We start from the raw sequence: 17308 nt of genomic DNA, 5'->3' as shown, positions 1-17308 counted from the left end.
GCAGATGGCTTGACCCTATAGTGGCTATAGGGTGTTCACTTGGCAACAGGCTCTCTTTAAGGACGAATCCATGAACCAGCCTGTCAGCCCCGATCACTCGCACGACCACGCCCATGCTCACGACCATGAGCATGGCGGCAAAGCCTCTTGCCACGACACCCACGCGCACAGCTGCTGTGGCTCTGCTGCCGCTGCGCCAGCCTTGGTGCAACTGACCGAGAAGGCTAGCAGCAATGCGCAGCTCAGCCGCTTCCGCATCCAGGCTATGGACTGCCCTACCGAGCAGACCCTGATCCAGGACAAGCTGGGCAAGATGGCCGGCGTCGAGCAGCTGGAGTTCAACCTGATCAACCGGGTGCTCGGTGTGCGTCACACCTTGAGCGGTACCCACGCAATCGAGCAAGCCATCGCTAGCCTTGGCATGCAGGCCGAGCCGCTGACCGATGCCGATGAAGCCGCCCCGGCCCCCGCAGCCAAGACCCGTTGGTGGCCGCTGGCGCTGTCCGGGGTGGCGGCGATCGCTGCCGAGGTGGTGCATTTCACTGCGCTTGCGCCTGGTTGGCTGGTCGCTGCGCTGGCGCTGGCGGCGATCCTTGGCTGTGGCCTGGGCACTTACAAAAAGGGCTGGATCGCCCTGAAAAATCGCAATCTCAACATCAACGCGCTGATGAGCATCGCCGTGACCGGCGCCGTGCTGATCGGCCAATGGCCAGAAGCGGCCATGGTCATGGTGCTGTTCACCGTTGCCGAGCTGATCGAAGCGCGCTCGCTCGACCGCGCCCGCAACGCGATCAGTGGCCTGATGCAGCTCAGCCCGGACATGGCCACCGTGCAGCAGGAGGACGGCCAGTGGCGTGAGGTCGATGTCCGTGAGGTGGCCCTCGGTGCGGTGGTGCGGGTACGTCCCGGCGAGCGGATCGGTCTGGATGGCGAGGTGGTCAATGGCCAGTCCAGCGTCGATCAGGCGCCGATCACCGGCGAAAGCCTGCCTGTGGAGAAAAACAAAGGCGATAAGTTGTTCGCTGGCACCATCAACCAGGAGGGGGCGCTGGAGTATCGGGTGAGCGCTGCAGCCGGGCAATCGACCCTGGCGCGCATCATCAAGGCCGTGGAAGAGGCCCAGGGCGCCCGCGCTCCGACCCAGCGCTTCGTCGATCGCTTCTCGCGCATCTACACCCCGGTGGTGTTCGCCGTTGCGCTGGCTGTGGCGATCATCCCGCCACTGTTCATGGCGGGTGCCTGGTTCGACTGGATCTACCGCGCCCTGGTCCTGCTGGTGGTGGCCTGCCCATGCGCCTTGGTGATCTCCACGCCGGTGACCATCGTCAGTGGCCTGGCCGCCGCTGCGCGCAAGGGCATTCTGATCAAGGGCGGCGTGTACCTCGAAGGGGGGCGCAAGCTGGACTTCCTTGCCCTGGACAAGACCGGCACGATCACCTATGGCAAGCCGGTACAGACCGACTTCAAGCTGCTTGAGCCGCTGTTCGAAGGCCGTGCCCAGGCGCTGGCGGCAAGCCTCGGCGAGCGTTCTGATCACCCGGTTTCCCGTGCCATTGCCCAGTTCGGCAAGGAACAGGGTACGGCGCTGAGCGAGGTCAGCGCGTTCGCCGCATTGGCTGGGCGTGGCGTGCGTGGCGAGATCGACGGGGAGCTGTATCACCTGGGCAACCATCGCCTGGTCGAGGAGCTGGGGTTGTGCTCGCCTGAACTGGAAGCCGAGCTCGATGCATTGGAGCGCCAGGGTAAAACCGTAGTCTTGCTGCTCGACCGCAGCGGCCCGTTGGCGTTGTTCGCCGTCGCCGACACGGTCAAGGACAGCAGCCGTCAGGCCATCGCCGAGTTGCATGAGCTGGGCATCAAGACGGTCATGCTCACCGGCGACAATCCGCACACCGCCCAGGCGATTGCCGCCCAGGTCGGTATCGACCGAGCTGAAGGCAATTTGCTGCCCAGTGACAAGCTCAACACCATCGAGGCGCTGTACGCCGAAGGACACCGGGTCGGCATGGTCGGCGACGGGATCAACGATGCGCCGGCCCTGGCGCGCGCCGAAATCGGCTTTGCCATGGCCGCGGCGGGCACCGACACTGCGATCGAGACCGCCGACGTGGCGCTGATGGACGATGACTTGCGCAAAATCCCGGCCTTCGTCAGGCTGTCGCGGCAAAGTGCGGCGATCCTCACCCAGAACATCGTGTTGGCGTTGGGGATCAAGGCGATTTTCCTGGCGATCACCTTTGCCGGCATGGCCACCATGTGGATGGCGGTGTTCGCCGACATGGGCGTCAGCCTGTTGGTGGTGTTCAACGGCCTGCGCCTTTTGCGCAAATAAGGAACCTGCATGCTGAGTGCCGAGCTCAAAGCCTTCTACATGGTGGCCCGCCTGGGCAGCATTACCTTGGCGGCGAAGAAGCTCGGGCTCAGCCAGCCGACGGTGACCACGCAGATTCGCAACCTGGAAAGCCAGTACGCGGTTGAGCTGTTCTACCGCGGCGGTCGGCGCCTGGTGTTGAGCGAGGAGGGCGCGCGGCTGTTGCCGATGGTCAAGGCCTTGCTGCAGCAGGAAGCCGACATCGAATTCGAGCTGCGCAACAGTGGCCAGGCCCAGGGCAGTTTGCGCATTGCCGCGACGGCGCCGTACTACATCCTCGACCTGGTGAAGATCTTCCGCGAGCGCCTGCCGCAAGTGGACGTGGCGGTGGAGATCGGCAACTCCCAGCAGGTGCTGGAGATGCTCGAAGACTATCGGGTGGACATTGCTGCGTCATCGCAGCTGCTCGAAGATGCGCGCCTGATTCGCCGCGTGCTCGGCACTGACCCGCTGGTGGTGGCGGTGCACCGCAATCATCCATTGGCCAATCGCCAGGTGGTGGCCATCGACGCCTTGGCCGGGCATTGCCTGCTGATGCGCGAGCAGGGCTCGACCACCCGCAAGCTGACCGAGCAGATGCTCGCCGATGCCGGGGTCAAGATCGGTGCGTTGCTGGAAATTGGCAGCCGCGAGTCGATTCGCGAGGCGGTGTTGCGCAACATCGGCATCAGCATCATTGCTCGCCATGAGGTGCCGCATAACCCTGAACTGCGGGTGCTGGTGCTGGAGAATGCGCCGGTGATGCATGAGTACCTGTACTGCCTGAAGGAGCGGCGCCAGGCCAGGTTACCGGCGGCGTTTCTCGGGGTGGCGCAAGAGGTGGCGGGGCTGTAGGCGATGCCGCGCCATCGGGGCGTCTGCGAGCTACACACGGGCCTCGTGGGAGCGGGCTTGCCCCGCGATGGCGATGGTGAGCACAAGGACGTCATCGCGGGGCAAGCCCAATCCCACGCAATCGCGCCTGCAGTCGACACTGAACTTGGCCACTACAAAATCCACCAATACCACTATCACCGGCTTTTGCCCTAAAGCCACATAAGCTTCGCATTGGGTTCTTAGCATGGCCTGCATCTCTTCGACGAGGCCCTGTCATGACCCACGCCATCGCCACCCCAGGCGCACAGATGAAAGTGCGCGGTATCCACAAGCGCTTCGGCGCGTTTACCGCGCTCAACGATGTCTCCCTCGATATCGCCGCTGGCGAGCTGGTCTGCCTGCTCGGCCCGTCGGGCTGTGGCAAGACCACCCTGCTGCGCTGCATCGCCGGCCTCGAACGGCAGGACCGTGGGGCGCTGTACATCGGTGATCGGGACATCTCCGAGCTGCCACCGCAGGCGCGTGATTACGGCATCCTGTTCCAGTCCTACGCGTTGTTCCCCAACCTCACGGTCGAAGCCAACATCGCCTACGGCCTGACCGGCTCCAGCCGTGAGCAAGCCCGCCAGCGCGTGGCCGAGATGCTCGAACTGGTTGGCCTGCTGGGCAGCGAGAAGAAATACCCCGGGCAGCTTTCCGGTGGCCAGCAGCAGCGCGTGGCCCTGGCCCGCGCCCTGGCTCCGGCCCCTTCGTTGCTGCTGCTCGACGAGCCGATGTCGGCGCTGGATGCGCGCGTTCGCGAGCATCTGTGCACTGAGCTACGCCAGTTGCAGCGCCAGCTCGGCATTACCACCTTGATGGTTACCCACAACCAGGACGAGGCCATGCTGATGGCCGACCGCATCGCCGTGATGAACAACGGTCAGGTCGAGCAGTACGCCACGCCGCAAGAAATCTACGACAAACCCGCGACGCCGTTCGTTGCCGAGTTCGTCGGCCAGGGCAACTGGCTGCCGTTCCAGCGCAGCGGCGACAGCCACGCCCAGGTTGGCGGGATGAACATGCGCCTGGGGCCAAACGCGGCCCGCGCCAGCAGCGGTCGGCTGTTCTGCCGCCCGGAGGCGATCACGGTCAACCCGCTGGTGCATGAGGAAAACCTGTTCGCGGCCAAGGTCCAGGAGATCACCTTCCTCGGCAACCGCTGCCGAATGAGCTTCGAGCTGAAAACCCTGCCAGGGCATACCCTGCTCGCGGAAATTGCCCCAGAAGCCATGCCGCGCCTGGGTTCGCAAGACATCTGGGTGGCCCTGCCACCACAGAGCCTGCAGGTGTTTGCCTAAGATGGCCGCGCCAATCTCCTTGCCGCTCAAGCAAGCCAAGGCGGCGCCGGGCAATGGCGTCGCCTTGGGTGACCGGTTGTTCGTGGTCGGCGGCAAGAGCCTGCTGCTGGTTCTGCTCGTACTGGCGGTACTGATGCCGCTGCTGGCGATCTTCTGGCGAGGTTTGAGCGCTGACGCAGGCCAAGGCGGCGGCCTGCTGGCGGCGCGCGAGCTGTTTGCCAGCGACAACTTCCACTGGCTGCTCGGCAACAGTTTGTCGGTGGCATTCACGGTGGCGGTGATCGTCATCCCGCTGGCCTATCTGTTCGCCTACGCCTTGCAGCGCACGCTGATCCCCGGCAAAGGCCTGTGGCGAGGGGTTTCCCTGCTGCCGCTGCTGGCGCCGTCGATGCTGCCGGCCATCGCCCTGGTCTATCTGTTCGGTAACCAAGGCCTGCTGCGCGGGCTGCTTAGCGACAATATCTATGGCTTCTGGGGCATCGTCCTGGGTGAGGCCATCTACACCTTTCCACATGCCCTGATGATTCTGCTGTCGGCGCTGTCACTGGCAGATGCGCGCTTGTTCGATGCGGCATCGAGCATGGGCGCAGGCCCGGTGCGGGCGTTTTTCAGCATCACCTGGCCGGCCACGCGTCAGGCGGTGTTCGCCGCGTTCTGCCTGGTGTTCACCCTGACCATCACCGACTTTGGCGTGCCAGTCGTCGTCGGCGGCGATTATCAGGTGCTGGCGCTGGAGGCCTACAAGGCGGTGGTCGGCCAGCAACAGTTCGGCCGTGGCGCACTGATTGGCATGGTCCTGCTGGTGCCAGCGCTGCTGAGCTTTGCCGTCGATGCCTGGTTGCGTCGGCACCAGGGCGAGGCGCTGAGTGGCCGTGCGCAGGTGTTCGAGCCCAAGCCATCGCGGCTGCGTGACGGCGTGTTCCTGGCCATCGTGCTGCTGATCTGTGCGGTGCTGCTGGCGGTCGTCGGCATGGCGGTGTACTCGTCGCTGGTCAAATTCTGGCCGTACAACCTGTCGCTGTCGCTCAAGCACTACAGGTTCGAGGACACCGCTGGCGGCGGTTGGCTGGCCTACCGCAACAGCGTGACCATGGCCTTGTGCGCGGCGTTGATCGGCAGCGTGGTGATCTTCGCTGGTGCCTACTTGATGGAGAAGACCCAAGGCCAGCGCCTGCTCAACCAATCGCTGCGGCTGCTGAGCTTCATTCCGATGGCGGTGCCGGGCTTGGTCCTGGGCCTGGGCTACGTGTTCTTCTTCAATCTCAATGGCAACCCGCTGCATGTGTTCTACGGCAGCATGGCGCTGCTGGTGGTGTGCACCATCGCCCACTACCTGACCACCGCGCAGATGACCGCGACCACCGCCTTGCGCCAGCTCGACGGCGAGTTCGAGGCGGCAGCGCTGTCGCTCAAGGCGCCGCTTTATCGGCATTTCTTGAGGGTGACCGTGCCGATCTGCCTGCCAGCGCTGCTGGACATCATTCGCTACCTGTTCGTCTCGGCGATGACCACGGTGTCGGCGGCGATCTTCCTCTACAGCCCCGACACCATCCTTGCGGCCGTCGCCGTGCTGAACATGGACGACGCCGGCAACGTCGGCGGCGCTGCCGCCATGTCGACCCTGATCCTGCTAACCAGTGCGACCGCCTCATTGCTGCTAGCCGCAGCTTCTCGCGGCCTGCTGCGCCGCTCCCAGGCCTGGCGCCAACGCGCCCCCGGCCATTGACCGACTGCCAACCCTGAAAGGAACCGCAACATGTTCAAGCCCTTTGCACTTGCCGCTGCCGTATCCGCTGTATTCAGCCTGCAGGCTACGGCCGCCGGGAGCCAGCTGACGGTCTACACCGCCCTGGAGGCCGAGCAGCTCAAGAGCTACAAGCAGGCCTTCGAAAAGGCCAACCCGGACATCGAGATCAAGTGGGTGCGCGATTCCACCGGCATCATCACCGCCAAGCTGCTGGCGGAAAAAGACCGCCCGCAGGCCGACGCCGTGTGGGGGCTGGCGGCCTCCAGCCTGGCCATTCTCGACCAGCACCAGATGCTTGAAGCCTATGCGCCAAAAGACCTGGAGAAGATCGCCAAGAACTACCGCGACGCCGCCAACCCGCCAGCCTGGGTGGGCATGGACGTGTGGGCCGCGACTATCTGCTTCAACACCGTCGAGGCCGAAAAGCAGGGCCTGAGCAAGCCCGTCAGCTGGCAGGACCTGACCAAACCTGAGTACAAAGGCAAGATCGTCATGCCCAACCCGGCCTCCTCCGGCACCGGCTTCCTGGACGTCAGCGCCTGGCTGCAAACCTTTGGCGAGCCGCAGGGCTGGGCCTACATGGACGGGCTGCACCAGAACATCGGCCAGTATGTGCATTCCGGCTCCAAGCCCTGCAAGCTGGCAGCCTCGGGTGAATTCCCGATTGGTATTTCCTTCGAGTACCCGGCGGTGCAGCTCAAGCGCCAAGGGGCGCCGCTGGACATCATCCTGCCCAAAGAAGGTCTAGGCTGGGAAATCGAAGCGACTGCAGTGATCAAGGGCACGCCGAAGGCAGAGGCGGCCAAGCGTCTGGCTGACTTCTCCGCAAGCCCCGCGGCAATGGAGCTGTACAAAGAAAACTTTGCAGTGCTGGCCGCGCCAGGGATCGCCAAGCCACAGACCGAGCTGCCAGCGGACTACGAGCAGCGCTTGATCAAGAATGACTTTGCCTGGGCCTCAAAGAACCGCGACCAGATCCTGGCTGAATGGCGCAAGCGCTATGACGGCAAGTCGGAGAAAGTGGCCCAGCAGTAAAGGTGCCTGGGGCCACAAAGCGGCCCCAATAACCAATTGCCCAGGAGAATGTTCGAGCTGAGTGATGGCCTCGCCGATGTAGTCGTCGGCGCCGTGCTGTGGGATGAGCAGGCCAAGGAGGTGGGCGTGCCGGTGATCGATTTGCAGGTGTTGAAGGGCAAGGCGTTGGCGTTGCTGTGAAAGGGGGCGGGGGCTGTGCCGGCCCTATCGCGGGGCAAGCCCGCTCCCACGAGCCCGCGATGGGGCCGGCATAGAAGACGCCATCACAACTGGCTAACCAACACCTCCAACTGCTCCTGGCGCTCCGCCTGGTTGACCCGCGCCCCAGGGTTGAGCGTCGACCACTGCGGATGCGCCCGGGCCTTGTTCAGCGCCTCAGGCAGCTTGCCTTCGCGCCAGGCTTTTTCATCCGCTGCGCCCAGGCGAATGCTGTCCTGCGCCGCATGCCCACGGCTTTCCAAGGCTTGCACCAACTGCTGCTGGCGCAGCGCCAACAGGCGCAAGACGCTGTCATCCACGGTCAGCTCGCGCTGGCCCTTCAACTTGCCCATCAACCTTGAGCCGTAATTGCGCGCGGTCTGCAATGCGCCGCCAGCGATGGCCCCGGCCAGCGCGGCAGCGCCAAGGGTCAGGCCGCCGACCAACAGATCCACACCGGCGCCGGCCGCAGCACCTGCGGCAACTCCGCTGCCTAGGCGCACGCCCAACAGCTTGAGGGTTTCCGGGTTGAACAGATCATCTCCCCAGCGCCCGTCCAGCAACGGCAGGTCGCCGGCATTGGCGTCTTCGCGGCGAAACGCATACAGCTTGAGCAATGCTTCGACACAGCGCTGCTCACGCTGACGTACATCCTGGCGCAGCGCTTCGATGGCCTTGGCTTCAGCCGCAGGCTCGGCCTCGACACTGCGTCGGCAGGCGGCGCAGTCGAGCAACAATTCGGCGATCAGGCGTTTGCCGCTGTGCTGGCGGGCCAGGCGCTGAGCCTGCTGGTCGTCGATCAGGCGCTGGAGCGAGGGGCGCGCATCCTCCAGCAACAGGGCCAGGCTTTCATACAGCCGCCGCTCACCGTCTTCAGGAGGGGCAACGCTGTCGAATCGCACTAACGCGTGCAGGCCAAGGCGGGCGAGGGCTTCGCGCCATTCGGGCTCGCGGTGTTGGCCGCTGGCGACGAAGTTGAGCACCGGCAGCAGCGGCTTGCCACAGCTGGCCAGCACTTGCAGTTCATCGCGGTACTTGGCCAGCACCGGTTCACGGGCATCGATCACATACAGCCCGGCATTGCTCGCCAGCAGCTGGCGCAGCACCTTGGCTTCCTGCTCGAAGCGCTGGCGCGCCTCACTGCCCTGAAGAAAGCGCTGTAGACGCGCCGGCCCGTCCAACCGTTCACCAGGGCGCTCCAGCCGTTCCAGGTAATCGAGCAGGGCGATGGCGTCTTCCAGCCCTGGCGTATCGTACAACTCCAGTAGCGGCTCGCCGTCCACCGACAGCCGTGCGCCTTCGACATGGCGGGTGGTGCTGGGGCGGTGCGACACCTCGCCGAAACCGACGTCACGGGTCAGGGTACGCAGCAGCGAGGTCTTGCCGACGTTGGTGTGGCCGACCACGGCCAGTTTCAGCGGCTCAGTCATGGCCATGCTCCAACCAGGTCAGGGGCGAGGTATCGGCGTGAGGCAGGCCGAGGCGGTCGAGGGCTTCGTGCCAGTCACCCAGGCGCGCCGCATCCAGTGCTTGGCCGGGAAGCGCCTGGAGCAGCCAGATACGCGTGGCGCCGGCATTGCGGGCAAGCTCGGCGAGCAGCGCCAGGCTGCCGCGGTCCGGCGAGCGGCGTGGGTCGCAGGCGATGGCCAGGCGCGCCGGTGGAAAGCGGCTCAGTTGTTCGAGCAGCTTGTTGCGAGACTCGCGGCTGTCGAGGATGCCAGCGTTGGTTACGCCTGGGGCAAGCTTGGGCGGCCAGGGGCGCTGGTCGTCCAGTTCAAGCCCTACCAGCAACGCGCCGCTGGCACCTGACTCCAGTTGTCCCGGCTGGAAATGCGGCAGGGCATCTGGCGCCGCATCTTGTACGCCAAGGCGTTCGCTGCGCGGCATCAATGCATCGCGCAGTTGGGCATAGCCGGGCAGGCTCAAGTCCAACGTCAAGCGCTCGCGACCTTGGCGCCAGCGCCACAGGCACAGCAGCGCCAGTAACAAGCGCGGCAGCAGGCCGTACACCAGCACTACCCCGAGCAGCCAACTGGCCCAGGCCTGACGCGCCAGGTCGAGGGCCGGCAGCGTGTCGCCGCTGGCGCGGATCATGGCTTCATCGGGCACGGCAAAGCCCAGCAGCGAGGGCAGGGCGCCGAGGGCATGCGTGAGGCTGATGAAGGGCTCGGCGGCGAGCAGGGTGGTTTCCCAGACGAAGCCATAGCGCCGAGTCGCCAGCAACGCCAATAGCATCAGCAATGCGGCGATCATCGCCAGCAGCCACAAGCCATGGACCAGCGCGCCCAGTAGCCAGCGGTTGAGGCGCTGGCGCTGCAGCAGAATCAGTAACGCCGGCGCCAGTTGTGCGGCCTTGGCATCGCGGGCAAAGCGCTCGCTGAGCCATAGCCACAGGCGGCCCAGCACTGCGCCTTGTTCACCTGCGGTGATGAAACTGACGGCCCAGCCGATCAGCATCAGCAGGTTCAGCCCAAGCAGGCTGCCCAGTGCCCAGAACACATTCACCGGTCGTTGGCCATCGCCCAAAGCCGCCAGGCCAAGGCCTGCGCCGCTGAACAGGGCAAACAGCAGCAGCGCCAGCAAGGCCAGGCGCGCGCCCTGCTTCCAGTGGCGCAGGGCCTCGGCCATGCCATCGCGCTCGGCCAGCCACAGGGCGCGGCTCTCGATGCGTGCCGCCAGGTCGCCGCCCAGCTGGCGGGCACGGCGGTTGGCTTCCTGGTCTTCCAGGGGCCCGGCGTGTTCCTCGCGCAGGCGCACCGCTTCGGTGAGCCAGCGCTTGTCGAGTGGAGTCGGTGCAGTCACAAGGTCTTCCATTGCACAGGTCAGGGCACAAGCTTAACCCAGGCTTGGTTTGCTATCCTCGCCGACATGAATACATCACTCCCCCTCAGCCTGATCGCGGCGTGCGCCGAGAACCGCGTGATTGGCATCGACAATTCCATGCCCTGGCACCTGCCGGGGGATTTCAAGTACTTCAAGGCTACCACCTTGGGCAAGCCGATCATCATGGGTCGCAAGACCTGGGATTCGCTGGGCCGGCCGCTACCAGGCCGGCTGAACATCGTCGTCAGCCGTCAGCCGGGGTTGCAGCTTGAAGGCGCTGAAGTGTTCGCGTCGCTGGAGCAGGCACTGCAACGCGCCGAGCAGTGGGCCAAGCAGCAGGGCGTCGATGAGCTGATGCTGATTGGCGGCGCGCAGCTGTACGCGCTGGCGCTGGAGCAGGGGTTGGTCAGCCGCATGTACCTGACGCGGGTCGAGCTGTCGCCAGAAGGTGATGCCTGGTTCCCTGAGTTCGACCAGGCGCAGTGGGCGCTGGCCTCCAGCCAGGCGCAGACAAGCGAAGGCGACAAGCCGGCTTATCATTTCGAGGTGTGGGACAAGCGTTGAGACAGGGGGCCGCAAAGCGGCCCCAAAATGCTCAGGAATGACTCAGCTGCGCATGCTGATCATCACCCAGCACGTGATGATCGGTCTGCTTGAGCAACTGGCTCGTCACCACGCCCGCGGTCATCGACCCACTCACGTTCAACGCCGTGCGGCCCATGTCGATCAGCGGTTCTACCGAGATCAACAGCGCCACCAGTTCAACCGGCAGCCCCATCGCCGGCAGCACGATCAGCGCAGCGAAGGTCGCACCCCCGCCAACCCCGGCGACCCCTGCCGAGCTCAAGGTGACGATGGCCACCAGCGTGGCGATCCACAGCGGGTCGAAGGTGTTGATGCCCACCGCTGGGGCAACCATCACCGCCAACATGGCCGGGTACAGACCGGCGCAGCCGTTCTGGCCGATGGTGGTGCCAAACGAGGCGCTGAAGCTGGCAATCGACTGCGGCACACCCAGGCGGCGGGTTTGCGCTTCGATGTTCAGGGGAATGCTCGCCGCACTGGAGCGGCTGGTGAAGGCGAACGTCAGCACTGGCCAGACCTTACGGAAGAAGCGCAGCGGGCTGACGCCGGTAGCGGCCAGGATCACCCCGTGAACCACGAACATCAGCCCCAGGCCGAGGTAGGACACCAGCACGAAACTGCCCAGCTTGAGGATGTCGTCCAGGTTGGAGCTGGCGACCACCTTGGTCATCAAGGCCAGCACGCCGTAAGGAGTGAGCGTCATCACCAGGCGCACCAGGCGCATCACCCAGGCTTGCAGGGTGTCGATGGCCGACAGGGCGCGCTCGCCCTTGTCTTTGTCGTCCTTGATCAACTGCAGCGCGGCCAGGCCCATGAACACGGCGAAGATCACCACGCTGATGATCGAGGTCGGTTTGGCCCGGGCCAGATCCGCTACCGGGTTGCTGGGGATGAACGACAGCAGCAGCTGCGGGATATTGAGGTCGGCGACCTTGCCGGCGTAGTCGCTCTGGATCGCTTGCAGGCGCGCCGCTTCCGGCACGCCCGCTACCAGCCCCTCGGCGCTGAGGCCGAACAGGTTGGTCAGGACGATACCGATCAGCGCGGCAATGGCGGTGGTCAGCAGCAGGGTGCCAATGCTCAGAACGCTGATCCGGCCCAGCGAGGAGGCGTTGTGCAGACGGGCGACGGCGCTGAGGATCGAGGCGAAGATCAGCGGCATGACGATCATCTGCAACAGGCCGACATAGCCGTTACCGATCAAGTCGAGCCAGCCGATGGTGGCCTTGAGCACCGGATGGCCGGCGCCATAGATCGTGTGCAGGACCAGGCCGAACACCACGCCCAGCACCAGACCGAGCAAGACTTTCTTGGCCAGGCTCCACTGGGTGCGGCGGGTTTGTGCCAGGCCCAGCAACAGGGCCAGCAATGCCAGCAGATTGAGTGACAGCGGCAGGTTCATTGAAGCTCCAGAATCGAATACAAGGCGTCGCGTCTGTGCGCGATTGCGAACGCAAATGCTAACAGCCTGAAAACAAACGAATTTATATTCAAATGGAATGTGCTTAGTCGTTATTGGAATAACGCGCTGTCGCTATTGAGCAATCAAGGCGGCGCTTCGAGCTGTCTTGAGGTCGTTGTGGGCCATCCCCTGCGCGGATTGTTGGCTAGCGTTGTTGGGCCAACCTTTCAGGAGAGTTGCACATGACGAACGCTGCGAAGATGCTCGCGGCAGGCTTGGCCCTGGCCCTGAGCCTCGACACCTGGGCCACCGAGCTCAAGCACTGGCCCACTGAGGCCGCCAAGCAACTGGACAGCATGATCGCCGCCAATGCCCACAAGGGTAATTACGCGGTGTTCGACATGGACAACACCAGCTACCGCTTCGACCTCGAAGAAGCTTTGCTGCCGTTCATGGAGAACAAAGGCCTGCTCAGTCGGGACAAGCTCGACCCTTCGTTGAAGCTGATGCCGTTCAAAGATACCGCCGAGCACAAGGAGAGCTTGTTCAGCTATTACTACCGGCTCTGTGAGATCGACGACATGGTCTGCTATCCCTGGGTCGCCCAGGTGTTCGCGGGCTTTACCCTCAAGGAGCTGAAGGTGCAGGTCGATGCGCTGATGGCCTCGGGCAAGCCGGTGCCTAGCACCTATTTTGAGGGGGATCAGGTCAAGGCGATCGAGGTGCAGCCGCCCAAGGTGTTCACTGGCCAGACCGAGCTTTTCAACAAGTTGATGGAGAACGGCATCGAGGTCTATGTGATTTCCGCCGCTTCCGAAGAGTTGGTGCGCATGGTCGCTGCCGATCCCAGGTACGGCTACAACGTGAAGCCCGAGAACGTCATTGGCGTCAGTTTGCTGCTCAAGGATCGCGACAGCGGTCAGCTGACCACGGCACGTAAGCAGATCTCGGCTGGGCACTATGATCCCAAGGCCAATGAGTCGCTGGAGCTGACCCCTTATCTGTGGACCCCGGCGACCTGGATGGCCGGCAAGCAGGCGGCGATCCTGACCTATATCGATGAATGGAAGAAACCGGTGCTGGTGGGGGGCGATACCCCTACCAGCGATGGCTACATGCAGTTCCATGGGGTCGATGTCGGCAAGGGCGGGATTCACCTGTGGATAAATCGCAAGGCCAAGTACCTGGATCAGCTTAACGGCATGATCGCCAAGCATGCGGCGGCTCAGGCCAAGGAAGGCTTGCCGGTGACGGCCGACAAGAACTGGGTGATCGTTACCCCTGAGCAGATTCAGTAAGGGTCAATCGCGGGGCAAGCCCGCTCCCACGAGGCCGTGGGTGATTGCTCAACGGCGCGGCCAGTCGCGGCTTGCGTGGGAGCGGGCTTGCCCCGCGATGAGGTCGCCCCAGGCATAAAAAAACGGCGCACCAGGCGCCGTTTTCTATCTCTCGCTAAGCCTTACAGCCCATCGAGCATCGCTTTGTTACGCACAGCACCTTTATCAGCACTGGTCGCCAACAGGGCATAGGCCTTCAGCGCGGTGGTGACCTTGCGCGGACGCACTTCAACCGGCTTCCAACCTTTCTGGTCCTGCTCAACCCGACGCTGCGCCAGCTCTTCGTCGCTGACCAACAGATTGATAGAGCGGTTGGGAATGTCGATCAGGATCTTGTCGCCATCGCGCACCAGGCCGATGGCACCACCCGCTGCGGCCTCCGGCGAGGCATGACCAATCGACAGGCCCGAGGTACCACCTGAGAAACGGCCATCGGTGAGCAAGGCGCAGGCCTTGCCCAGGCCTTTGGACTTCAGGTACGAGGTCGGGTAGAGCATCTCTTGCATGCCCGGGCCGCCTTTCGGACCTTCGTAGCGGATGATGACGATGTCGCCGGCCTTCACTTCGTCGGCAAGAATCCCGCGCACCGCGCTGTCCTGGCTCTCGAAGATCTTGGCGTTGCCTTCGAACACGTGGATCGACTCGTCGACGCCAGCGGTTTTCACCACGCAGCCATCCAAGGCGATGTTGCCGTACAGCACCGCCAGGCCGCCTTCTTGCGAATAGGCGTGCTCGACGCTGCGGATGCAGCCTTCGGCGCGGTCGTCATCGAGGGTTTGCCAACGGGTCGACTGGCTGAAGGCCGTCTGGGTCGGGATACCGGCGGGGCCAGCCTTGAAGAAGGTGTGCACCGCTTCATCGTCGGTCTGGGTGATGTCCCACTTGGCGATGGCTTCTTCCATGCTGGCGCTGTGCACGGTCGGCAGGTCGGTGTGCAGCAGGCCGCCACGGGCCAGCGAGCCGAGGATGCTGAAGATGCCGCCAGCGCGGTGGACGTCTTCCATGTGGTACTTCTGGATGTTCGGCGCAACCTTGCACAGCTGCGGCACTTTGCGCGACAGGCGATCGATGTCGCGCAGGTCGAAGTCGACCTCGGCTTCCTGGGCAGCGGCCAGCAGGTGCAGGATGGTGTTGGTCGAACCGCCCATGGCGATGTCGAGCATCATGGCGTTTTCGAACGCCTTGAAGTTGGCGATGTTGCGCGGCAGCACCGATTCGTCGTTTTCGCCGTAATAGCGCTTGCACAGCTCGACGATGGTCCGCCCAGCGGTGAGGAACAGCTGCTCGCGGTCGGAGTGGGTGGCCAGGGTCGAGCCGTTGCCCGGCAGGGCCAGGCCCAGGGCTTCGGTCAGGCAGTTCATCGAGTTGGCAGTGAACATGCCAGAGCACGAACCGCAGGTCGGGCAGGCGCTGCGCTCGTACTCGGCGACTTTCTCGTCGGAGGCCGACGAGTCGGCAGCGATGACCATGGCGTCGACCAGGTCCAGGCCGTGACTGGCCAGTTTGGTCTTGCCGGCTTCCATCGGGCCGCCAGAAACGAAGATCACCGGGATGTTCAGGCGCAGGGCGGCCATCAGCATGCCGGGGGTGATCTTGTCGCAGTTGGAGATGCACACGATGGCGTCAGCGCAGTGGGCGTTGACCATGTATTCCACGGCGTCGGCGATGATCTCGCGGCTTGGCAGCGAGTAGAGCATGCCGTCGTGGCCCATGGCGATGCCGTCGTCGACCGCGATGGTGTTGAATTCCTTGGCCACGCCACCGGCGCGTTCGATCTCGCGGGCGACCAGTTGGCCCAGGTCCTTCAGGTGCACGTGACCTGGGACGAACTGGGTGAACGAGTTGGCGATGGCGATGATCGGTTTCTTGAAGTCGTCGTCCTTCATCCCGGTAGCGCGCCACAGGGCTCGGGCACCGGCCATGTTGCGGCCGTGGGTGGAAGTCTTGGAACGATAATCAGGCATGAAGCACTCCTGGCGGCTGAATCAGGTCAGTAACAAATAGGGAAGTGAGCTTCTCTTGTCCTTAGTGCCCTAGGCCGGTTGCCGCTGGCACGGATGAGGTCGAACACACTGCGGGATCGCCGCAGGCTCGACCAGAGCTCATAAACCCGCCGGGGGATGTCTGGCGATGAATACGCCGATTCTACACCGCTGGCGCCGCGAGGGAATGCTGATGTGCCCGGTGGGATGTAAGCCTGGCATGGCCGAATTGTCGTAGGACGCTTCCCAAATACCTCGTTGGCGCGTTTTTCCTGCTGACGCCTGCCCCCGCGCTGCCTATTATCCCCGCGCCGCATGTGCGGCTTGACGAGATACATCCTCAATGGACCTTCCCAGTTTTCAGTTCATCACGAACTTGCACGCTGGCACTGAGCGCGCTGTCGCCAGGGCATCCGAAGGCTTGAGCCCACGCGGCTGAGGTTTGCGGGCGCCTGCGTCGGCGCCTGGAGAACCTTATGCACTATTCATCTGATTTTCTCGCTGCACACGCCCACCTGCGCGAAGCCGCCCAGGCTCGGCGAGACGGCCTGTTGCAGGCTGGGCTGTATAACGAAGGCACCGCCGGGGCCTTGATGACCAGCGAATATTCGAGCCTGGACAATGGCCTGAGCGCCAGTCAGGCAATCGACATGCTGCGTCGCGAGGCGGCCGATGCCGAAACCATCTATCAGTCGTATGTGCTCGATGAGCGGCGCAACGTGCTGGGCACGGTTTCGCTGCGTGAGCTGATTCTGGCCGCCCCAGACCAACCCATCGAGCAGATCATGCAGCGCAGGGTCATCTGCGTGGCCACCGGTACCGCCCAGGAGCAAGTCGCCCGGCTGATTCGTGAGCATGACCTGCTGGCTGTGCCGGTGCTCGATGAACTGGCGCGGCTGGTGGGTATCGTCACCTGCGACGATGCGTTGGATGTGGTGGTGGAAGAGGCGACCGAAGACTTTCATAAAGGCGCGTTGATCACCACCCACATTGGCAATTTGCGCGATGCCACCGTCGGTCTGCTTTATCGCAAGCGGGTGTTGTGGCTGGTGTTGCTGGTGTTCGGCAACCTGTTCTCGGGTGCAGGCATCGCGGCGTTCGAGGAAACTATCTCAGCCCATATCGCACTGGTGTTCTTCTTGCCGCTGCTGGTCGATAGCGGCGGCAATGCTGGCGCGCAGTCGGCGACGCTGATGGTGCGTGGGATCGCTACGGGCGAGGTGATGATGCGCGACTGGTTGCGCATGCTCGGGCGTGAGTGCGGTGTGGCGTTGGCGCTGGGTGCGACCATGGCCGTGGCGGTGGCATCGCTGGGGGTACTGCGCGGCGGACCGGAGATCGCGCTGATCGTGGCTAGCAGCATGTTGGTGATCGTGTTGATCGGCAGCTTGATTGGCATGAGCCTGCCGTTCATGTTCACCCGGCTCAAGCTCGATCCGGCTACGGCCAGTGGACCGCTGGTGACATCGATTGCCGATGCGGTGGGGGTGTTGATCTACTTCGGGATTGCATCGCAGGTGCTGGATATCTGATCTGTAGCGATCAAGGCGACTGCGTGGGAGCGGCTCCGTGAACGCGACTACGTGAACGCGACTACGTGAGGGTGACTACGTGAACGCGGCTGCGTGGGAGCGGGCTTGCCCCGCGATAGCGATCGATCCGACCTGCAGGT

Annotated in this window: 13 protein-coding genes; 9 read left to right on the top strand and 4 right to left on the bottom strand. The window is 63.9% G+C overall.

Going from position 1 to position 17308, the window contains the following annotated elements; genetic code table 11:
* Positions 1–70: 70 nt before the first annotated feature.
* The 6 genes from AAZU54_RS20980 to AAZU54_RS20955 all read left to right on the top strand — a co-directional run bounded on the left by AAZU54_RS20980 (position 71) and on the right by AAZU54_RS20955 (position 7489).
* Positions 71–2332, top strand: coding sequence for a heavy metal translocating P-type ATPase (locus AAZU54_RS20980; protein ID WP_434727632.1), 2262 nt, complete (start codon positions 71–73; stop codon positions 2330–2332).
* A gap of 9 nt (positions 2333–2341) precedes the next feature.
* A complete protein-coding gene (locus tag AAZU54_RS20975; protein WP_186555909.1) occupies positions 2342–3205 on the top strand; it encodes a LysR family transcriptional regulator in 864 nt (287 codons plus the stop codon).
* Between the two features lie 257 nt (positions 3206–3462).
* Positions 3463–4527, top strand: coding sequence for a putative 2-aminoethylphosphonate ABC transporter ATP-binding protein (locus tag AAZU54_RS20970; protein WP_186555910.1), 1065 nt, complete (start codon positions 3463–3465; stop codon positions 4525–4527).
* Position 4528: 1 nt separating this feature from the next.
* Positions 4529–6253, top strand: coding sequence for a putative 2-aminoethylphosphonate ABC transporter permease subunit (locus AAZU54_RS20965; protein WP_434727631.1), 1725 nt, complete (start codon positions 4529–4531; stop codon positions 6251–6253).
* Between the two features lie 30 nt (positions 6254–6283).
* The gene (locus AAZU54_RS20960; RefSeq protein WP_312152634.1) at positions 6284–7309 is read left to right on the top strand and encodes a putative 2-aminoethylphosphonate ABC transporter substrate-binding protein; all 1026 of its coding nucleotides are present in this window, start codon (positions 6284–6286) and stop codon (positions 7307–7309) included.
* Positions 7310–7357: 48 nt separating this feature from the next.
* Positions 7358–7489, top strand: coding sequence for a hypothetical protein (locus AAZU54_RS20955; protein WP_264235717.1), 132 nt, complete (start codon positions 7358–7360; stop codon positions 7487–7489).
* Positions 7490–7572: 83 nt separating this feature from the next.
* On the opposite strand, the gene AAZU54_RS20950 is transcribed toward AAZU54_RS20955, so the two are convergent.
* Both AAZU54_RS20950 and AAZU54_RS20945 read right to left on the bottom strand, forming a co-directional pair.
* Positions 7573–8937: a GTPase/DUF3482 domain-containing protein gene (locus AAZU54_RS20950; protein WP_434727630.1), complete on the bottom strand. Its 1365-nt coding sequence runs from the start codon at positions 8935–8937 to the stop codon at positions 7573–7575.
* Positions 8930–10321, bottom strand: coding sequence for a DUF2868 domain-containing protein (locus tag AAZU54_RS20945; protein ID WP_434727629.1), 1392 nt, complete (start codon positions 10319–10321; stop codon positions 8930–8932). The genes AAZU54_RS20950 and AAZU54_RS20945 overlap by 8 nt, the downstream gene beginning before the upstream one ends.
* 54 nt (positions 10322–10375) lie before the next feature.
* Between AAZU54_RS20945 and AAZU54_RS20940 the strand changes: the two genes are divergently transcribed.
* Positions 10376–10894, top strand: a complete 519-nt coding sequence (locus AAZU54_RS20940) for a dihydrofolate reductase (RefSeq protein WP_434727628.1) — start codon at positions 10376–10378, stop codon at positions 10892–10894.
* Positions 10895–10925: 31 nt separating this feature from the next.
* Here AAZU54_RS20940 and AAZU54_RS20935 read toward each other — a convergent pair whose 3' ends face one another.
* Positions 10926–12317 carry an L-cystine transporter gene (locus tag AAZU54_RS20935; protein WP_186555916.1) on the bottom strand — a complete coding sequence of 464 codons (1392 nt, stop codon included), beginning with the start codon at positions 12315–12317 and terminating at the stop codon, positions 10926–10928.
* Positions 12318–12559: 242 nt separating this feature from the next.
* On the opposite strand from AAZU54_RS20935, the gene AAZU54_RS20930 reads away from it, so the two are divergent.
* Positions 12560–13615 carry a haloacid dehalogenase-like hydrolase gene (locus tag AAZU54_RS20930; RefSeq protein WP_434727627.1) on the top strand — a complete coding sequence of 352 codons (1056 nt, stop codon included), beginning with the start codon at positions 12560–12562 and terminating at the stop codon, positions 13613–13615.
* 161 nt (positions 13616–13776) lie between these two features.
* On the opposite strand, the gene ilvD is transcribed toward AAZU54_RS20930, so the two are convergent.
* On the bottom strand, positions 13777–15618 hold the full coding sequence (ilvD, locus tag AAZU54_RS20925) for a dihydroxy-acid dehydratase (RefSeq protein WP_186555918.1): 1842 nt from the start codon (positions 15616–15618) through the stop codon (positions 13777–13779).
* A 494-nt stretch (positions 15619–16112) separates the two neighbouring features.
* Here ilvD and mgtE point away from each other — a divergent pair, with 494 nt between their 5' ends.
* Entirely contained in the window at positions 16113–17168 is a 1056-nt protein-coding gene (gene mgtE, locus AAZU54_RS20920) for a magnesium transporter (RefSeq protein WP_405129239.1), read from the top strand.
* Positions 17169–17308: the final 140 nt, after the last annotated feature.

Origin of the sequence: Pseudomonas sp. Je.1.5.c (assembly GCF_051129895.1) — a bacterium.
Taxonomy (GTDB): Bacteria; Pseudomonadota; Gammaproteobacteria; order Pseudomonadales; family Pseudomonadaceae; genus Aquipseudomonas; species Aquipseudomonas urmiensis.
Note: the sequence above shows the minus strand (reverse complement) of the source record. Positions and strands in the feature narration are given on the sequence as shown.

Excerpts from the sequence above, each read along its gene's own strand:
- AAZU54_RS20980 (WP_434727632.1), top strand. The coding sequence starts at position 71 with ATGAACCAGCCTGTCAGCCCCGATCACTCGCACGACCACGCCCATGCT.
- AAZU54_RS20975 (WP_186555909.1), top strand. The coding sequence starts at position 2,342 with ATGCTGAGTGCCGAGCTCAAAGCCTTCTACATGGTGGCCCGCCTGGGC.
- AAZU54_RS20970 (WP_186555910.1), top strand. The coding sequence starts at position 3,463 with ATGACCCACGCCATCGCCACCCCAGGCGCACAGATGAAAGTGCGCGGT.
- AAZU54_RS20965 (WP_434727631.1), top strand. The coding sequence starts at position 4,529 with ATGGCCGCGCCAATCTCCTTGCCGCTCAAGCAAGCCAAGGCGGCGCCG.
- AAZU54_RS20960 (WP_312152634.1), top strand. The coding sequence starts at position 6,284 with ATGTTCAAGCCCTTTGCACTTGCCGCTGCCGTATCCGCTGTATTCAGC.
- AAZU54_RS20955 (WP_264235717.1), top strand. The coding sequence starts at position 7,358 with ATGTTCGAGCTGAGTGATGGCCTCGCCGATGTAGTCGTCGGCGCCGTG.
- AAZU54_RS20950 (WP_434727630.1), bottom strand. The coding sequence starts at position 8,937 with ATGACTGAGCCGCTGAAACTGGCCGTGGTCGGCCACACCAACGTCGGC.
- AAZU54_RS20945 (WP_434727629.1), bottom strand. The coding sequence starts at position 10,321 with ATGGAAGACCTTGTGACTGCACCGACTCCACTCGACAAGCGCTGGCTC.
- AAZU54_RS20940 (WP_434727628.1), top strand. The coding sequence starts at position 10,376 with ATGAATACATCACTCCCCCTCAGCCTGATCGCGGCGTGCGCCGAGAAC.
- AAZU54_RS20935 (WP_186555916.1), bottom strand. The coding sequence starts at position 12,317 with ATGAACCTGCCGCTGTCACTCAATCTGCTGGCATTGCTGGCCCTGTTG.
- AAZU54_RS20930 (WP_434727627.1), top strand. The coding sequence starts at position 12,560 with ATGACGAACGCTGCGAAGATGCTCGCGGCAGGCTTGGCCCTGGCCCTG.
- ilvD (WP_186555918.1), bottom strand. The coding sequence starts at position 15,618 with ATGCCTGATTATCGTTCCAAGACTTCCACCCACGGCCGCAACATGGCC.
- mgtE (WP_405129239.1), top strand. The coding sequence starts at position 16,113 with ATGCACTATTCATCTGATTTTCTCGCTGCACACGCCCACCTGCGCGAA.